Source organism: Streptomyces sp. NPDC101227, assembly GCF_044767545.1.
Taxonomy (GTDB): Bacteria; Actinomycetota; Actinomycetes; order Streptomycetales; family Streptomycetaceae; genus Streptomyces.
Genome location: NZ_JBIWOD010000009.1, coordinates 153,394 through 169,399, shown reverse-complemented (window position 1 = coordinate 169,399; position 16,006 = coordinate 153,394). Strand labels below are relative to the sequence as shown.

Below are 16,006 nucleotides of genomic sequence, written 5' to 3'. Positions count from 1 at the left end.
GCGTGGTGACGGATTCAGCCGCCCGGATCCCTCTCCGCCGCCGTACCCGCCGGGCCCGGCGCGCCCGCCATTCCCCCCACACCTTCCACATCCCCCCGGCCCTCCCCGCTCTCCGTTCTCCCCCCACCCGACCTCGCCATCGAGGCCATGGCCTGCACTGCCTCCGCCTCCGGCGTGTCCGGCGGGATGATCAGCAGGTCCCAGCGGCCGCAGCCGGCCGCCACCAGGCAGACGGTGTCCGGGCCCGGCCGGGCCGTCCTGGTCCGGCGCAGGCGGACCACATGGCCCTCCACCAGCATCGTGGTGGGCAGGGAGCACCAGACGGAGCCGTTCACCGTGGCGTGCGTGATCCGCGGCCAGTCGAAGGGCAACGCCTTGAGCAACTCGGGGAGTTCGGCCAGCAGGTCGGTCGAGTGGGGCCACCAGGCGCCGTCGACCGGCCGCAGGACGGGGCCGGGCGGGGCGATGGTCAGCCGGGATACGGGCGGGGGTTCGGGGTGGTCGGGGTGTTCGTGGAGGGACGGCCCGAGGGGGGCGGTGGTCATGGTGTGCTCCTGGCGGTGCACAGGGGATGGGGTCCTGGTGGCTACCCGGTCTCAGCCTGCCTGGATGCGGCGGGCCGCGATACGGGCGGGATCCGGCCAGCGCACGTCCCACACCCAGCCGGCGCGTTCGAAGAGCCGGATGAGGGCGGCGGAGAGATCGAGTTGACCGCGGTCGACGCCGTGCCGGGCGCAGGTCGGATCGGCGTGGTGCAGGTTGTGCCAGCTCTCGCCGAAGGAGAGCAGGGCCAGCGGCCACAGGTTCGTCGCCCGGTCGTGGCGTCGGGTGCGGAAGGGTCGCTCGCCGATGACGTGGCAGAGGGAGTTCACGCTCCAGGTGACGTGGTGGAGGAGGGCGATGCGGATGAAGCCCGCCCACAGGAGGGCCGTCAGGCCCGTGACCCAGGAGCCGCCGATCGCCCAGCCCAGCGCGAAGGGGAGGCCGAGGGTCAGCAGGCACAGGGCCGGAAAGGCGCGGTCCACGGCGCGGATGCCGCGGTCGGCCAGGAGGTCGGGGGCGTAGCGCTCGTGTGAGGTGGGGTCGTTGCCGAACAGCCAGCCGATATGGGAGTGGACCAGGCCGCGCAGCTGTCCGCGCAGGCTGGTGCCGTAGCGGTACGGGGAGTGCGGGTCGCCGGGGCGGTCGGTGAAGGCATGGTGCCGGCGATGGGTGGCGACCCAGTCGATGACATCGCCCTGGAAGCTCAGCGACCCGGCGAGGGCGAGCGCGATGCGCAGCGCGGGGGCGGCGGTGTAGCTGCCGTGCGTGAGGCCGCGGTGGAAGCCGACGGTGACGCCCAGGCCGCTGATCAAGTAGAAGACGGCCAGGAGGGCGAGGTCGAGGGGGCCGACGACGCTGCCCCAGAGAAGGGGGATAGCGAGCCCCAGGCCGACGAAGGGTGCGACGACGATGATGCCGGTGATCGTGACGTACATCCGGCGGCCGCTGCTGGGCGGGGCTTCGGTGCCGCCGGTGGGGAACGGTGACGTCCCGTCGTACTCGGGCGGCGAGGGGGTGGGGGGTCGGGTCGCGGAAGTCACCGGGTGTCGCTCCTCCAGGGCGGTTCGCCACGGGAGGACGGCGGGGATTCCGGTGGCTCGGCGAGGGCCTCGTCCTGCGGTCGCTTCGGCGCGCGGTGCAGGAACGGCGGGTGCATGTCGGCGTGGACGTGAGTGGGCATCCGGCCCGCCGACTGGGCGCTTTGCCGGCTGAGGAACAGCACGCCCAGCGCGATCAGCGCCAGCAGCACGACGACGGTCAACAGAACCTGCAAGGTGCTCACCTCGCCATCCGATGCCTAGGTGATTCCACCGTACCCGTACAACCCGCCGAAATGCCTACACACCGCCCAATAACGGCCCTCATGCGGCGAGGCCGCCTCAACCATTACTTCTACAACGTTGTAGATTTTACTTCCGCATGACCAAGCCGCACGACCGAACCGCACGACCGAAGGAGATGGCCATGGCCCTGTGGGACCGGATCAAGGATTCCGCCCAGACGATGCAGACCCAGCTCGTCGCCAAGAAGAACGACCTCAAGAGCGGCGCCTTCCGGGACGCGAGCATGGCGATATGCGCCCTGGTGGCGGCGGCGGACGGCACGATCGACCCGGCGGAGCGCCGGCGGGTGGCGCAGCTCATCGCCACCAATGAGGTGCTGGGGAACTTCGCCGCGGACGATCTGCAGCGCCGCTTCGACGGCTATCTGGACAAGCTCGCCGCCGACTTCGACTTCGGCAAGGTCGGGGTGCTGCAGGAGGTCGGCAAGGTGAAGAAGAAGCCGGTCGAGGCGCGGGCCGTCATCCAGATCGGGATCGTCATCGGCGGCGCGGACGGCGACTTCGACAAGACGGAGCGGGCCGTGGTGCGCGAGGTGTGCTTCGCGCTGGACATCGCGCCGGAGGAGTTCGACCTCTGAGGGCGACGCGGCAGGAGGGCGAAGGGAAGCGGGGGAGGGAGCGGCGACCGCTCCCTCCCCCGCCCCGTCGCCCGGCTCAGACGTTGACGCCGAAGTCCGCCGCGATCCCGGCCAGGCCGGACGCGTAGCCCTGACCGACCGCGCGGAACTTCCACTCCGCACCGTTGCGGTAGAGCTCGCCGAAGACCATCGCGGTCTCGGTCGAGGCGTCCTCGCTGAGGTCGTAGCGGGCCAGCTCCACCCCGTCCGCCTGGTTGACGACGCGGATGAAGGCGTTACGGACCTGGCCGAAGCTCTGCGCGCGGCTCTCGGCGTCGTGGATGGAGACCGGGAAGACGATCTTCGCGATGTCGGCGGGCACGCCGGACAGCGTGACGTTGATGGACTCGTCGTCGCCCTCGCCCTCGCCGGTCAGGTTGTCGCCGGTGTGCTGGACGGAACCGTCGGGGCTGGTGAGGTTGTTGTAGAAGACGAAGTGCGCGTCCGAGGCGACCTTGCCGGCCTCGGTGCACAGCAGCGCGCTGGCATCCAGGTCGTAGTCGGTGCCCGTCGTGGTCCGTACGTCCCAGCCGAGGCCGACCGTGACGGCGGTCAGTCCGGGCGCTTCCTTCGACAAAGAGACGTTGCCGCCCTTGGCCAGCGAGACTCCCATGGCTTCCTCCAAGTGTTGCCTGCGTTCCGGAATCAGCAGAAAATCTACAGGAGTGTAGAAGTCCAGCGGCGGGTTCCGCGGCGCCCGGCAACAGGCCGGTGAACGGGCCGGGAAACGGCCGGAGAACGGGCCGGGGCAAGGGCCCCGCGAACCGGTCGCCCGGCCCCGCCGCCCCCGTAAAATGCCCCGACGTCCCGTCCGGCGGGACACCTGACGCATCGGGAGGCGACGGCATGGGCGGCAAGCCCTTCGGCAAGGAGCGCTCCCATCGGCGCGGGCAGGGCCAGCTGGAGGCCCAGGTGCTGGCCGCGCTGCACCACTCGCCCGGCCCCGTCACCGCCGCCTGGGTGCAGGAACGGCTCGGCGGCGACCTCGCCTACACGACGGTGATGACGATCCTGTCCCGGCTGCACGCCAAGGGCGCCGTCACCCGCGAACGGTCCGGCCGCGCCTACGCCTGGACCCCCGCCGCCGACGAGGCCGGGCTGGCCGCGCTGCGGATGCGCCGCGTCCTGGACGGCGAACCCGACCGGGACGCCGTCCTCACCAGCTTCGTCTCCGCGCTCTCCGCCCACGACGAGCAGCTGCTGCGCGCCCTCCTCGACCGCGCCACCGGCGAAGACCCCGCCACCGGCGCGGACCCGGAAGCGCGCGGGGGCTGACCGGTGGGCGTCTTCGTCTTTCTGCCTCTCGTGCTGCCGCTCACCGCACTGCCGATCGCCCGGCTCGCCGAGCAGCATCTCCACCCGCGCGGCAGCACCCGCCTGCTGACCCTGCTCGCCGCCGTGCTCGGCCTGTGCAGCACGCTGTGCCTGGGGCTCCTGATGGTCGTCGGCACGGCCCAGCTGCCCGGCAACCCCTTGCCCGACGGCTGGTCCGACCCGCAGGTACGGGCCGCGGTGCCCTACGCCGAGGTCGCCGGCGCCGCCGCGATCCTGGCGCTGGCCGCCGCGCTCACCTCGTGCGGGACCGCGCTGCGCCGCCACCGCCGGATCCGCGCCCGTACGCACCGAGCGCTGGACATGCTGCCGGGCGGCTCGGACACCGCGGTACTGCCGGACGACGAGCCCTACGCCTACGCGGTTCCCGGCACCCCCGGACGTCTGGGGCGCCCCGGCAGGCCCGGCCGGATAGCCGTCTCCCGGGGCATGCTGCGCAGCCTGGACGGCGACGAGCGGCGCGCCCTGTTCGCCCACGAGCGGGCGCATCTGAACTGCCGTCACCACCGCTACCTCCTCCTCGTACGCCTCGCCGGCTGCGTCAACCCGCTGCTGCTGCCGCTGCGGTCGGCGGTCGCCTTCAGCACCGAGCGCTGGGCCGACGAGGAAGCCGCGCGGGCGGTCGGCGACCGGCGACTGACGGCCCGCGCCGTGGGCAAGGCGGCGCTGGTCTCCCGCCCCGCGCCACACCCGGAGCTGGCGCACTTCGCGGCGCCCGAACCGGGGCCCGTGCCGCGCCGGGTGGCCGCGCTGCTGGCGCCCGTGCCGCCGGCCCGCAGCTGGCCGCCCGCGCTGACTCCGGCGGGCCTGGCGGCCCTCGTCGCCGCCGCGGGCACGGCCGCCTCCGCGCTCTCCGCGCTGAACGCGGCGGTAGCCCTGTTCGTCGTTCTCAAGGCGGCAACGCCGCTGTGAGTGCACACTTAGCGCAAGTACTCCCCCGTACGTCCGGGCCACCCGGCCCGTGCTGTGATCCACCGCACACCGGCCGGCTTCTCGATCAGCTTCTACAGCCCTGTAGATACTGTCGGTAGGCTTGCGTCCCACAGATGCGCAACAGGCGCGGCCGGAGGGGGAGATGGCGACGAGGTGTGGACTCCTGAGCTGGGACTGCCCGCCTCCGGACGGGGAGGTGCGATGGGTGTATCAGCCCGTGGAGGTCCACCATCCCGACGGCAGCTGGCAGTTGGGCCGGATCAGCGGCTGGTGGACGGACGAGGCGGGCGAGGAGTGGTGCCGGCTACGCACCGTTCCCGGCGGCACGCCTCCGCAGTGGCTGCCCTACGACCCGGAGTCCGTACGGCTGCTCCCCAGCACGGGGATCTGACGGCCCGCGGACCCCGGCCCGCCCCGGCCACCGACGCCGCCCGCTCCCCCGGTACCTCTCGTACCCCCCGTAGCTCCCGCACTTCTAGCACCCCCCGCACCTCCCGCACTTCCCGTGCGCAAGTTTTGAAGGACCAGAAGGGCCACCGGCGTGGATGACAGGCAGACCCAACAGCTGAGAGAGGTCCGGCAGTCCGACGGCAAGCCCGGCACGTCCGCATCGGCAGACGCGCCCGCCGGCTCCCGCCGCGCCGCCGGCCGGTCCCGCCGCGCCGGAAAGGGCACCCCCGCCGCCGGCTCCCGCCGGTCCGGCAAGGTCCGCATGACCCGCCGCGGCCGGATCCTCGCCTGGACCGGCGGCGTGATCGGCGTGGTGCTGCTCGGCACGGCCGGTGTCGGCGTCTGGGCGTACATCAAGCTGGACGGCAACATCCAGGGCTCGGACATCGAGGTCGACGGCGACCGCCCGGCCAACCTCAGCCCCGGCTCCAAGAACATCCTGCTCGTCGGCTCCGACAGCCGCGCCGGCGCCAACGCCAAGTACGGCAAGGACCTGACCACCATGCAGTCGGACACGCTGCTGGTGCTGCACATCGCCGCCAACCGCAAATGGGCCACCGCGCTGTCCTTCCCCCGCGACTCCTGGGTGCCCATCCCCGCCTGCACCCGCGGCAACGGCACGAAGTCCACGCCGCACAGCTTCAAGATCAACGAGGCGTTCTCCATCGGCGGTGACACCGGCAGCGTCGGCAAGGCCGCCGCGTGCAGCATCAAGACCATCGAGCAGAACACCGGGCTGCGGATCGACAACTTCGCCTCGATCGACTTCCAGGGCTTCAAGGGCATGGTCAACGCCCTGGACGGCATCGAGGTCTGCCCCAAGCACGCCATCCACGACAAGAAGGCCCATCTCGACCTGGACGCGGGCTGCCAGACCGTACGGGACGAGAAGGCGCTGGGTTACGTCCGTACCCGCTACAGCGTCGGCGACGGCACCGACCTCGGCCGCATCGGCCGCCAGCAGGAGTTCATGAAGGCGCTGGGCAAGAAGGCCCAGGAGAAGCTGACCAGCCCCGGCTCCCTCTACGACTTCCTCGACGCGGCCACCAAGTCCCTCAAAACCGACAAGGGCCTGGACAACCTCGACGAGCTCACCAGCCTCGCCTCGACGGTCAAGGACATCCCCAGCGACCACCTCACGTTCGTGACCGTGCCGAACTACTACCGCGAGGCGGACATCCCCACCGACAACGCGAACGTGGTCTGGCAGTACCCGCAGGCCACCCAGCTGTTCAGCGATATCGCCCATGACATCGAGCTGGGCGCCGCCGGAAAGAAGAAGCTCGCCGAGGCCGCCAAGAGCCCGGTGACCGCGCACTCCGTACGGGTCCGCGTCCTCAACGGCACCGGCACCTCCGGCCAGGCCGCCACCGCCGCCGAACAGCTCCGCAAGCTCGGCTTCACGGTCACCGGAACCGGCAACGCGCCCGCCACGGACAAGACCACGATCACCTACTCCGGCGACCTGAAGACTCAGGCCGAAGTCCTCTCCGGCCATCTGCGCGCCACCAAGGTCAGCCAGTCCGCCGAGGCGACACCGGGCGAGGTCACGCTGACGGTGGGGCCGGACTTCGCGCAGAAGATCGGGGCGTCTTAACCGGGCGCGGCCCCGCCTCGGGCGGGGCCGCTCCGTCGGGACCGGTTCGGCGTCAGACGCCGGACAGCTCCCCGCCCTTCACAGCGGTGACGAAGGACGCCCAGGAACCCGACTCGAAAACGAGCGCGGGGCCGTGGGGGTCCTTGCTGTCCCGTACGGGGACGAGGGCGGGGAGGTTGTCGGCGATCTCGATGCACTCGCCGCCGTCTGAGTTGCTGTAGCTGGACTTGCGCCAGTTGGCGGCGGCCAGGAAGTCGTCGGAGACCTCGATGCAGTTGCCGCCGTCCGAGTTGCTGTAGGAGCTCTTACGCCACGTCGCGCTTCTCAGGTCGATAGCTCGCACGGCACTTCCTCCAACAATCGCATGATGGACTTCCGCGACTCAGCCGGGGACAACGCCAGGTCGCGCACCGCATCATATGTGCGCTGCAAACGCTCAACCCTGCCGTTTTCTTCGATCAGTTCCCCGCGCACGTCGTTCTCGACGTACGCCACGGTACTGCCGTCCAGCAGCCGCAGAAGCATGACGTCCGTGCTGTCCAGGCCATGCAGGCCGGTGCCGAACGGCAGCACGTGAAGCGTGATGTTCGGGCGCTCCGACGCCTCCACCAAGTGCTGCAACTGCTCCCGCCACTCCCCAGGGTCGCGCAGCGAGTTCCGCAGCACGGCTTCGCAGAGGATGACGCGGAACGGCGGCGGGTCATCGCCCTCCAGCAGATTCCGCCGTCCCACCCGTGCGTCCACCTGTTGGTCCAGCTCTGCTCCTTTGAGGCCGCCCGCCGCAAGCGCCTCGCGTGCGTACGCAGCCGTTTGAAGCAGCCCCGGCGGCCTGCTCACGGAGTACTGCCACAGGCTCATCGCTTCCTGCTCCAGAGCCATGTAGCGGCGGTATTGCTCCTTGAACTGCTTCGGATCCCCGACCGCCAACTCCCAGAGCGTCAGCAGCCATTCCCCCGCCCCGTAGTGCTGGGCCAGTGCCTCCACCACCTCCGGGCTCCCCAGGGTCTGCCCGCTCTCCATTTTCCCGAACAGCGACGCGTCCCAGCCGAGCACCTCGCCGAGCTTCCGGAGGCTGTCGCCCTTCTGTGCACGCTGTAATCGCAGCTCCTCCGCGAACCGACGGCGCGGCTCCTTGCTCCGTCCGGTGACGGCCCTTCTCGGCGGCATGGCGACCTCCTCCGCAGCCGGTCCATTCCTGTAATGGCCGGAATACTCACGGTAGTTGGCGCCCGGTGCGCCACGCAGCGAAAAGGCGGCCGGAAGCGGCACCAAATGGCCACAGAACCCCACACCAGGACGACAGGTGACGCGGCTAGAGGTTCGACACGGTCTCGCAACGGCCCCGGACGGCCAGCCATCCCGCCAGCGCCCCGAGCGCGACCCCCGCGGTGTTGTTCGCCCAGTCGAGCGGCTGGCAGGACCGTACGGGATCCAGCGTCTGGAGCAGCTCGACGAGTAGCCACGCGCCCGACCCCGTGAGCGTCACGGCGACCGGCCGGCGCGACGCCAGGGTGCCCAGCAGCCCCAGCGGAATCCAGAGCACCACATTGACCGCGTTGTGCGCGAAGCCGCCGGTCAGCGTGCGGACCGACTCGCCGGCCACGCAGGCGCCGAGCCGCCCGCCCGCCCCGGCGACGATCTGATCGGGGAGCGTGATGCCCAGGCACACCGCCAGCGCCAGCAGCACCCCCAGCGCGGCCCTCGCGGACCAGCCCGTTCTGCGGGCGAGCGGCCGGCACGCCACGACCGCGGCAACGACGAGGAGCAGGGCGAGCGCCGCCATCACGGCGCCGTGCGTTGAGGAGGGCATACGGGAAACGTACGCCGCACGTGGCACGTCATGCCATACGTGCACGCAATGCCGTCATGAAAAGTCCGTGAAGTGCGTTCAGGAACGCAGCCGCTCCACCGGCTTGGCCGTGTGCACCTCGATATCGTGCGCGGCCCGCTGCAACAGCTGCTGGCTGAGGTCCGACAGCGCCCGCGCCGCCGACAGTTCGTCGCCGATGGCGGGCACGTCCTCGTCCGTCGGGTTACGCCGGGCCGTCCCCTGGCCGACCATCTGCCCGCCTTCTTTGCCGCGCAGCCGAGCCTCGGCCCTGACCTCACTGCCGGATTCGGTGATGTTGATCTCCGCGTCCCACATCTTGTTCTCGGTCACCGGAAGCCTCCTCGTACGGCCCCGAACAGCGCCTTTCCCGCCCCCACCACACTCCCCATAAAAATCGTCGCACCGGCGCGCGGAGACCGCACATGGGGCCCGCCACACCCCGGACCCGGGGGATTACCCCATGGCCGGGGCCGCCGGGCGCGGCCTAGCCTCACCGAGCGGGCGCGTGACCAGGCGCCCGGCCGTCCGTCCGCCAACTCCCACACCGCCGGGGGATTTCATGCACAACCGAGTCCGGATCACCGGAGCCGTCGCGCTGGCCGTCATCGGCGCGGGCGCCATCAGCGCCTGCGGCCTGCTCCCCGGGGAGACCTTCACGGACGACGCCGTGGTGAAGCGGAAGATCACGGCGGTACGGCTGGACAACGGCTCGGGCGGGGTCACACTGCGCGGCGGCAAGGGCGGCGGCAAGGTGTCCGTCCACCGCTCGGTCAGGTACCACGGCGACAGCCGGCCCGAGGGGGCCACGCACCGGGTGAAGGACGGTGTCCTGGTGCTCGGCGGTTGCGGCGCAGACTGCTCCGTCACCTACACCGTCGAGCTGCCCGCGGGCCTCCCGGTGAGCGGGGACATCTCCAGCGGCTCGGTGCGCCTGACCAAGGTCGGCGAGGTGGCAGTAACCACCAGCTCCGGCGACATCGAGCTGGACGGCGTCGCGGGCCGGGCCGACGTACGGACCTCCGACGGCGAGATCACCGGCCGCGGCCTGTCGGGCAGGGGCATCACGGCCCGGACCTCCAACGGGGAGATCGACCTCGCGCCGACCACGCCGCAGAACGTCCGGGCGGAGACCTCCAACGGCGCCATCACGGTGCGGGTGCCGAAGGACCGCTACCGCGTCTCCGCCCGTACCGACAACGGCGACACCCACGTCGCCGTCGCCAACGACCCGGCGGGCCGCTTCCGGCTGAGCCTGACCACCAGCAACGGGTCCATCACGGCCACGCAACTCCGCGCGGAATAGGGGGCGTACGGGCCCGCGGGCGGGCCCCGGGGGGCAGGCCCACTACCAGGTCGGAAACCTGCCGGACCGGGTCCCGCGCCTCTGCTGGACTGGTGAGCACCGCATCCCCGCCACCACCGCTCACCCGGGACACCGCCATGCCTGCCGCACCCGCCGTCACCGCGCCCACGGACACTTCCGCCGCCCGCGGACCCCTCGTCTCCTGGCTCGCCGTCACCGCCCTCACCCTGGGCATCTTCTCGATCGTCACCACCGAGATCCTGCCGATCGGCCTGCTCACGGCCATCGCCGCCGACTTCCGCGTCTCGGACGGCACGGCCGGGCTGATGATGACCCTGCCCGGACTCCTGGCCGCGGTCGCCGCCCCCACCGTCACCGTGGCCACCGCCCGCCTCGACCGCCGCCTGATGCTCGGCGCCCTCACCCTGCTCCTGGCGCTGGCCAACTTCCTCGCCGCGGCCGCCCCGCTCTACTGGCTGGTCCTGCTCTCCCGCGTCCTGGTCGGGATCACCATCGGCGGCTTCTGGTCCATCGGCGTCGGCCTGGCCGACCGCCTCGTCCGCCCGGAGTCGGCCCCGCGCGCCACGGCGCTGATCTTCTCCGCGGTCCCCCTGGGCTCCGTGCTCGGCGTCCCCGCCGGCACCTTCCTCGGCGACCTCGCCGGCTGGCGCGCGGCGTTCCTCGCCATGGGCATCCTCACGACGGCCGTCCTCGTCATGCTGATGCTCCTGCTCCCCCCGCTCCCCGCCGTCCGGCCCACCCGCCTCACGGCGCTCCGCGCCCTGCTCCGCGGCGCCCGCGTCCGCTTCTCGCTGCTCACGACCTTCCTGATCGTGCTGGCCCATTTCGGCGCGTACACGTATGTGACGCCGTTCCTCGGTGAAGTCACCCGGGTCGGCCCGGGGTTGGTCACCGTCTTCCTGCTCGTCTACGGGGCCGCCGGCGTCCTCGGGAACTTCCTCGGCGGCGCGGCCGTCGCCCGCCGGCCGCGTGCCACGTTCGGCGCCGCCGCGTGCGCGCTCTCCGGCGCGACCTTGCTGCTTCCGGTGTTCGGCCGGTCGGAGCCGGGCGCGATCGCGCTGCTGATCGTCTGGGGACTGGCTTACGGCGCCGTTCCCGTCTCGTCCCAGACGTGGTTCGCCCGGTCCGCGCCCCGGTCACCGGAGGCCGCGTCGGTGCTGTTCACCGCGTCGTTCCAGGCGACCATCTCGCTCGGCGCGCTGGCCGGCGGTCTGGTCGTGGACCGTGCGTCGCCGTCGGCGGTCATGATGCTGGGCGGGGCGACCGCGGCCCTCATGGCCGTGACCGTGTGGCGGCACAGGGCCGGAAGGGCCGGGTGACCCGAGCGCGCGGTTCACATGCGTCGGGGCCCTGCGGCGGGGCGCGTTGTCAGTGGCGCCTGGCATGGTGAGGGGCATGAGCGAGGAGCCGCGGGGCCGGAGCGCCTATGTGCTGGAGAAGTCCTACTCCGGCCAGACCGAATGGAGTCTGTTCTTCGTCTACGCCAGGCGCGAGCACATCCGCGCGCTGTTGCAGGGGATGTACGTCGACCATCCGGATCCCGAGGAACGCCAGGGCTGGATAGACGTCCACTTCGACGGCGAGAGCGCGGATCTGTGGCTGATAGAGAACGGCCGGCTCACCGGCCATGTGGATCTGCGCCGGTTCATCCGGGACGCGGACGAGGAGGGCGGGACGCGGCGCGAGGTGGTCCTCGACCGGGCGGGGTTCGAGGAGGCGGTTCCGGCCGTACTGGCGGGCGCCCCGCTCCGGCACGGCCAGGAACTGCACCTCGTCGACGCGGCCGGGGACTTCCGCGACACGTACGCCCAGCTGCCGTACCTCTATCCGGAGCGGCCCGTCCGGTACGGGATGCAGCTGGCGGGTGACGACGGACTGTCCGACGAGCCCTACGCCTACTTCACCGACCCGGACCCGGCACCGTAAGTCCCGGGCGGCCGGCGGCCGCTAGCGATTGCAGTGCGGCGGGCTCCAGTGGCCCCTGATCCACACCTTCACCCAGTGGCCGTCGCCCCTGCCGTGATCGCCGTGGTGATCGTGGTGGTCCCGGACCCAGATCCGGTTCCAGTGGCCCCCGACCCAGACGCACCGGTAGTGGTGGACCGTCGAGATGCCGGTGGCCGAGGACGCGGGGGCGGCCGCGGCAGCGCCCGCCGTGCCCATCGCCGCGCCGCTCGCCAGCAGGGCGCCGGCTGCCGCCACGGCGAAGGAGCGCCGCATGTGTCGCGCATTCATGGACTCCACCTCACTCTTGTCTGCGCGACCCCCGAGGAGAGGTCCCGTGGACCGAGGTGACCGGCCGAGGGCGGCACCGTCGTCGCGCTGCCTGCTCTTCCAGGGTGAGACATTCACCCGAATGGAGCAAAGCGGCAGCGCGACGCCCGCCGTCCCTCAGCCCTCGCCCTCCAGGTCCCCCTCCGTCTCCAGGAAGGCCTCCCGCAGCGCCGCCAGCGTCTCCGCATCCGGCTTCTCCCACATGCCGCGGGATTCGGCCTCCAGGAGGCGTTCGGCGATGCCGTGCAGGGCCCAGGGGTTGGCGTCCTGGAGGAAGGCGCGGTTCTCGGGGTCGAGGACGTACGTCTGGGCGAGCTTGTCGTACATCCAGTCGGCGACGACGCCGGTGGTGGCGTCGTAGCCGAAGAGGTAGTCGACGGTCGCGGCCAGTTCGAAGGCGCCCTTGTAGCCGTGGCGGCGCATCGCCTCGATCCAGCGGGGGTTGACCACGCGGGCGCGGAAGACGCGGGAGGTCTCCTCGACCAGCGAGCGGGTGCGGACCGTCTCGGGGCGGGTGGAGTCGCCGATGTACGCCTCGGGGGCCTTGCCCTTGAGCGCCTTGACGGTAGCGACCATGCCGCCGTGGTACTGGAAGTAGTCGTCCGAGTCGGCGATGTCGTGCTCGCGGGTGTCGGTGTTCTTCGCGGCGACGGCGATGCGCTTGTAGGCGGTCTCCATCTCGTCGCGGGCCGGGCGGCCCTCCAGGCCGCGGCCGTACGCGTAGCCGCCCCAGACGGTGTAGACCTCGGCGAGGTCGGCGTCGGTGCGCCAGTCGCGGGAGTCGATCAGCTGGAGCAGGCCCGCGCCGTACGTCCCCGGGCGGGAGCCGAAGATGCGGGTGGTGGCGCGGCGTTCGTCGCCGTGGGCGGCGAGGTCGGCCTGCGCGTGGGCGCGGATGAAGTTGTCCGCGGCGGGCTCGTCCAGCTGCGCGGCGAGCCGTACGGCGTCGTCCAGCAGGCCGATGACGTGCGGGAACGCGTCGCGGAAGAAGCCGGAGATGCGCAGGGTGACGTCGATGCGGGGGCGGCCCAGCTCGGCGAGGGGGATGGGCTCCAGGCCCGTCACGCGGCGGGAGGCGTCGTCCCAGACCGGGCGGATGCCCAGCAGCGCCAGGGCCTCGGCGACATCGTCGCCGCTGGTGCGCATGGCACTGGTGCCCCACAGGGACAGGCCGACCGACTGCGGCCAGTCGCCGTTGTCGGTCCGGTAGCGCTCCAGGAGGGAGTCGGCGAGCGCCTGGCCGGTCTCCCAGGCGAGCCGGGAGGGAACGGCCTTGGGGTCGACGGAGTAGAAGTTGCGGCCGGTCGGCAGGACGTTGACCAGGCCGCGGAGCGGGGAGCCGGAGGGGCCGGCCGGGACGAAGCCGCCGTTCAGCGCGTGGACGGCGTGGTCGAGTTCGTCGGTGGTGGCGGCCAGCCGGGGGACCACCTGGCGGGCGGCGAAGTCGAGGATGTCGCGGACCTGCTGTCCGTGGTCGGCGCCCACGGACGTCACCGCGTCCGGGTTCCAGCCGGCGTCCTCCATCGCCTGGACCAGGGCGCGCGCCGCCTCCTCGGCCTCGTCGGCCGTCGTACGGGTCGCGGCGGACTCGTCCAGGCCGAGCGCCTCGCGCAGGCCGGGCAGGGCGGAGTTGCCGCCCCAGATCTGGCGGGCGCGGAGGATGGCGAGGACGAGGTTGACGCGGGCCTCGCCGGCCGGGGCGCCGCCCAGGACGTGCAGACCGTCGCGGATCTGGGCGTCCTTGACCTCGCACAGCCAGCCGTCGACGTGCAGGAGGAAGTCGTCGAAGCCCTCGTCGTCGGGGCGGGCCTCCAGGCCCAGGTCGTGGTCGAGCTTCGCGGCCTGGATCAGCGTCCAGATCTGGGCGCGGATGGCGGGGAGCTTGGCCGGGTCCATGGAGGAGATCGCGGCGTACTCGTCGAGGAGTTGCTCGAGGCGGGCGATGTCGCCGTACGACTCGGCGCGGGCCATCGGCGGGACGAGGTGGTCGACGAGGGTGGCGTGCACGCGGCGCTTGGCCTGGGTGCCCTCGCCGGGGTCGTTGACGAGGAAGGGGTAGACGAGGGGCAGGTCGCCGAGGGCGGCGTCCGGGCCGCAGGCGGCGGACAGTCCGGCGTTCTTGCCGGGCAGCCACTCCAGGTTGCCGTGCTTGCCCAGGTGGACCATGGCGTCGGCGCCAAAACCGCCGTCGTCGGCGGAGGCCGCGATCCAGCGGTAGGCCGCCAAGTAGTGGTGCGAGGGCGGCAGATCGGGGTCGTGGTAGATCGCGATCGGGTTCTCGCCGAAGCCGCGCGGCGGCTGGATGAGGATGAGGAGATTGCCGCGGCGCAGGGCGGCGAGGACGATGTCGCCGTCGGGGTTGTGCGTCCGGTCGACGAACATCTCGCCCGGCGGCGGACCCCAGTGCTCCTCCACCGACTCCCGCAGTTCCTGCGGAAGGGTGGCGTACCAGCGCTTGTAGTCCGCGGCCGGGATACGGACCGGGTTGCGGGCCAGCTGCTCCTCGGTGAGCCACTCCTGGTCGTGGCCGCCGGCCTCGATGAGGGCGTAGATCAGCTCGTCGCCGTCGCCGGACGCCAGGCCCGGCACCTCCTCGTCGCCGAAGTCGTAGCCCTCCGCCCGGAGGCGGCGCAGCAGGGCGACGGCGGAGGCCGGGGTGTCCAGGCCGACGGCGTTGCCGATGCGGGAGTGCTTGGTGGGGTAGGCGGAGAGAACCAGGGCCAGGCGCTTCTGCGCGGCCGGGATGTGGCGCAGCCGGGCGTGGCGCACGGCGATACCGGCGACCCGGGCGGCGCGCTCGGGGTCGGCGACGTAGACCGGGAGGCCGTCCTCGTCGACCTCCTTGAAGGAGAACGGAACGGTGATCAGGCGCCCGTCGAACTCGGGGACGGCGATCTGCGAGGCGGCGTCCAGCGGGGACACCCCCTCATCGTTCTCCTCCCAGGCGGCGCGCGATCCGGTCAGGCACAGCGCCTGGAGGATCGGCACGTCCAGGGCGGCGAGGGCGCCCGCGTCCCAGGACTCGTCGTCGCCGCCGGCCGAGGCCTCGGCGGGCTTGGTGCCGCCCGCGGCAAGGACGGTGGTGACGATGGCGTCGGCGGAGCGCAGCGCGTCGATCAGCTCGGGCTCGGGGGCGCGGAGGGAGGCGACGAAGAGCGGGAGGGGGCGCGCGCCCGCCTCCTCGATCTGGTCGCACAGGGCCGCGACGAAGCCGGTGTTGCCGCTCATGTGGTGGGCGCGGTAGTAGAGCACGGCGACGGTCGGGCCGGTGACGTCCGTACGGGCCGTGCGCTCCAGGGGGCCCCAGGTGGGCGCGGCGGCGGGCGGCTCGAAGCCGTGGCCGGTGAGCAGGACCGTGTCGGAGAGGAAGCTGGCGAGCTGGCCGAGGTTGGCCGGTCCGCCGTGCGCGAGGTAGGCGTGCGACTCCGCCGCGATACCCACGGGGACCGTGGACTGTTCCATGAGCTGGGCGTCGGGCGCCTGTTCACCGGTGAGGACGACCACCGGCCGGTGCTGGTCCTCGGCGAGCAGCAGGTCCAGGCCCTCCTGCCAGGCGCGGATGCCGCCCAGGAGGCGTACGACGACGAGGTCGGTGCCCTCCAGGAGCGCGGGCAGCTCGTCGAGGTCGAGGCGGGCGGGGTTGGCGAGCCGGTACGGCACGGGCCCGGTGGCAGCGCGGGCGCTGAGCAGGTCGGTGTCGGAGGTCGACAGCAGCAGAAGCATGCGAGCGCAGGCCTTCCTCGGGGTGTCCGCGCCCCGGGTG

Annotated in this window: 18 protein-coding genes; 8 read left to right on the top strand and 10 right to left on the bottom strand. The window is 72.0% G+C overall.

Features of this window, described 5'->3' with window-relative positions; genetic code table 11:
• Window positions 1–14: 14 nt before the first annotated feature.
• The 3 genes from ACIRPT_RS22505 to ACIRPT_RS22495 are packed head-to-tail and all read right to left on the bottom strand — an operon-like array spanning window position 15 to window position 1,825.
• Entirely contained in the window at window positions 15–545 is a 531-nt protein-coding gene (locus ACIRPT_RS22505) for a DUF5994 family protein (protein ID WP_403829699.1), read from the bottom strand.
• A 51-nt stretch (window positions 546–596) separates the two neighbouring features.
• Window positions 597–1,583, bottom strand: coding sequence for an acyl-CoA desaturase (locus tag ACIRPT_RS22500; RefSeq protein WP_403829697.1), 987 nt, complete (start codon window positions 1,581–1,583; stop codon window positions 597–599).
• Complete coding sequence (locus tag ACIRPT_RS22495) at window positions 1,580–1,825, bottom strand: hypothetical protein (RefSeq protein WP_403500165.1); 246 nt, start codon at window positions 1,823–1,825, stop codon at window positions 1,580–1,582. The genes ACIRPT_RS22500 and ACIRPT_RS22495 overlap by 4 nt, the downstream gene beginning before the upstream one ends.
• A 182-nt stretch (window positions 1,826–2,007) precedes the next feature.
• Here ACIRPT_RS22495 and ACIRPT_RS22490 point away from each other — a divergent pair, with 182 nt between their 5' ends.
• A complete protein-coding gene (locus ACIRPT_RS22490; protein WP_403500162.1) occupies window positions 2,008–2,463 on the top strand; it encodes a tellurite resistance TerB family protein in 456 nt (151 codons plus the stop codon).
• A gap of 76 nt (window positions 2,464–2,539) precedes the next feature.
• Here ACIRPT_RS22490 and ACIRPT_RS22485 read toward each other — a convergent pair whose 3' ends face one another.
• Window positions 2,540–3,115, bottom strand: a complete 576-nt coding sequence (locus tag ACIRPT_RS22485) for a TerD family protein (protein WP_403500160.1) — start codon at window positions 3,113–3,115, stop codon at window positions 2,540–2,542.
• 233 nt (window positions 3,116–3,348) lie between these two features.
• On the opposite strand from ACIRPT_RS22485, the gene ACIRPT_RS22480 reads away from it, so the two are divergent.
• The 4 genes from ACIRPT_RS22480 to ACIRPT_RS22465 all read left to right on the top strand — a co-directional run bounded on the left by ACIRPT_RS22480 (window position 3,349) and on the right by ACIRPT_RS22465 (window position 6,814).
• Window positions 3,349–3,777, top strand: coding sequence for a BlaI/MecI/CopY family transcriptional regulator (locus ACIRPT_RS22480; RefSeq protein ID WP_403829693.1), 429 nt, complete (start codon window positions 3,349–3,351; stop codon window positions 3,775–3,777).
• A gap of 3 nt (window positions 3,778–3,780) precedes the next feature.
• On the top strand, window positions 3,781–4,746 hold the full coding sequence (locus tag ACIRPT_RS22475; RefSeq protein ID WP_403829690.1) for a M56 family metallopeptidase: 966 nt from the start codon (window positions 3,781–3,783) through the stop codon (window positions 4,744–4,746).
• A gap of 226 nt (window positions 4,747–4,972) precedes the next feature.
• A complete protein-coding gene (locus ACIRPT_RS22470; protein WP_403500150.1) occupies window positions 4,973–5,158 on the top strand; it encodes a hypothetical protein in 186 nt (61 codons plus the stop codon).
• Between the two features lie 321 nt (window positions 5,159–5,479).
• Window positions 5,480–6,814, top strand: a complete 1,335-nt coding sequence (locus ACIRPT_RS22465; protein ID WP_403830017.1) for an LCP family protein — start codon at window positions 5,480–5,482, stop codon at window positions 6,812–6,814.
• A gap of 52 nt (window positions 6,815–6,866) precedes the next feature.
• Here ACIRPT_RS22465 and ACIRPT_RS22460 read toward each other — a convergent pair whose 3' ends face one another.
• The 4 genes from ACIRPT_RS22460 to ACIRPT_RS22445 all read right to left on the bottom strand — a co-directional run bounded on the left by ACIRPT_RS22460 (window position 6,867) and on the right by ACIRPT_RS22445 (window position 8,975).
• Window positions 6,867–7,157 carry a DUF397 domain-containing protein gene (locus ACIRPT_RS22460; protein ID WP_403829687.1) on the bottom strand — a complete coding sequence of 97 codons (291 nt, stop codon included), beginning with the start codon at window positions 7,155–7,157 and terminating at the stop codon, window positions 6,867–6,869.
• Window positions 7,139–7,981 carry a helix-turn-helix domain-containing protein gene (locus ACIRPT_RS22455; RefSeq protein ID WP_403830014.1) on the bottom strand — a complete coding sequence of 281 codons (843 nt, stop codon included), beginning with the start codon at window positions 7,979–7,981 and terminating at the stop codon, window positions 7,139–7,141. The genes ACIRPT_RS22460 and ACIRPT_RS22455 overlap by 19 nt, the downstream gene beginning before the upstream one ends.
• Window positions 7,982–8,126: 145 nt before the next feature.
• Entirely contained in the window at window positions 8,127–8,624 is a 498-nt protein-coding gene (locus tag ACIRPT_RS22450; protein WP_403829684.1) for a VanZ family protein, read from the bottom strand.
• Window positions 8,625–8,702: 78 nt separating this feature from the next.
• On the bottom strand, window positions 8,703–8,975 hold the full coding sequence (locus tag ACIRPT_RS22445) for a DUF1876 domain-containing protein (protein ID WP_403829681.1): 273 nt from the start codon (window positions 8,973–8,975) through the stop codon (window positions 8,703–8,705).
• Between the two features lie 229 nt (window positions 8,976–9,204).
• Between ACIRPT_RS22445 and ACIRPT_RS22440 the strand changes: the two genes are divergently transcribed.
• The 3 genes from ACIRPT_RS22440 to ACIRPT_RS22430 all read left to right on the top strand — a co-directional run bounded on the left by ACIRPT_RS22440 (window position 9,205) and on the right by ACIRPT_RS22430 (window position 11,895).
• The gene (locus ACIRPT_RS22440) at window positions 9,205–9,948 is read left to right on the top strand and encodes a DUF4097 family beta strand repeat-containing protein (RefSeq protein ID WP_403829678.1); all 744 of its coding nucleotides are present in this window, start codon (window positions 9,205–9,207) and stop codon (window positions 9,946–9,948) included.
• Window positions 9,949–10,085: 137 nt separating this feature from the next.
• Window positions 10,086–11,288 (top strand): MFS transporter, encoded by a 1,203-nt coding sequence (locus tag ACIRPT_RS22435; protein WP_403830011.1) that lies wholly within the window; start codon window positions 10,086–10,088, stop codon window positions 11,286–11,288.
• A 76-nt stretch (window positions 11,289–11,364) separates the two neighbouring features.
• Complete coding sequence (locus ACIRPT_RS22430) at window positions 11,365–11,895, top strand: hypothetical protein (protein WP_403829676.1); 531 nt, start codon at window positions 11,365–11,367, stop codon at window positions 11,893–11,895.
• A 21-nt stretch (window positions 11,896–11,916) separates the two neighbouring features.
• On the opposite strand, the gene ACIRPT_RS22425 is transcribed toward ACIRPT_RS22430, so the two are convergent.
• Together ACIRPT_RS22425 and cobN are read right to left on the bottom strand one after the other, a co-directional pair.
• Window positions 11,917–12,204: a hypothetical protein gene (locus ACIRPT_RS22425; protein WP_403829673.1), complete on the bottom strand. Its 288-nt coding sequence runs from the start codon at window positions 12,202–12,204 to the stop codon at window positions 11,917–11,919.
• A gap of 156 nt (window positions 12,205–12,360) precedes the next feature.
• Window positions 12,361–15,966, bottom strand: coding sequence for a cobaltochelatase subunit CobN (gene cobN / locus ACIRPT_RS22420; protein WP_403829671.1), 3,606 nt, complete (start codon window positions 15,964–15,966; stop codon window positions 12,361–12,363).
• Window positions 15,967–16,006: the final 40 nt, after the last annotated feature.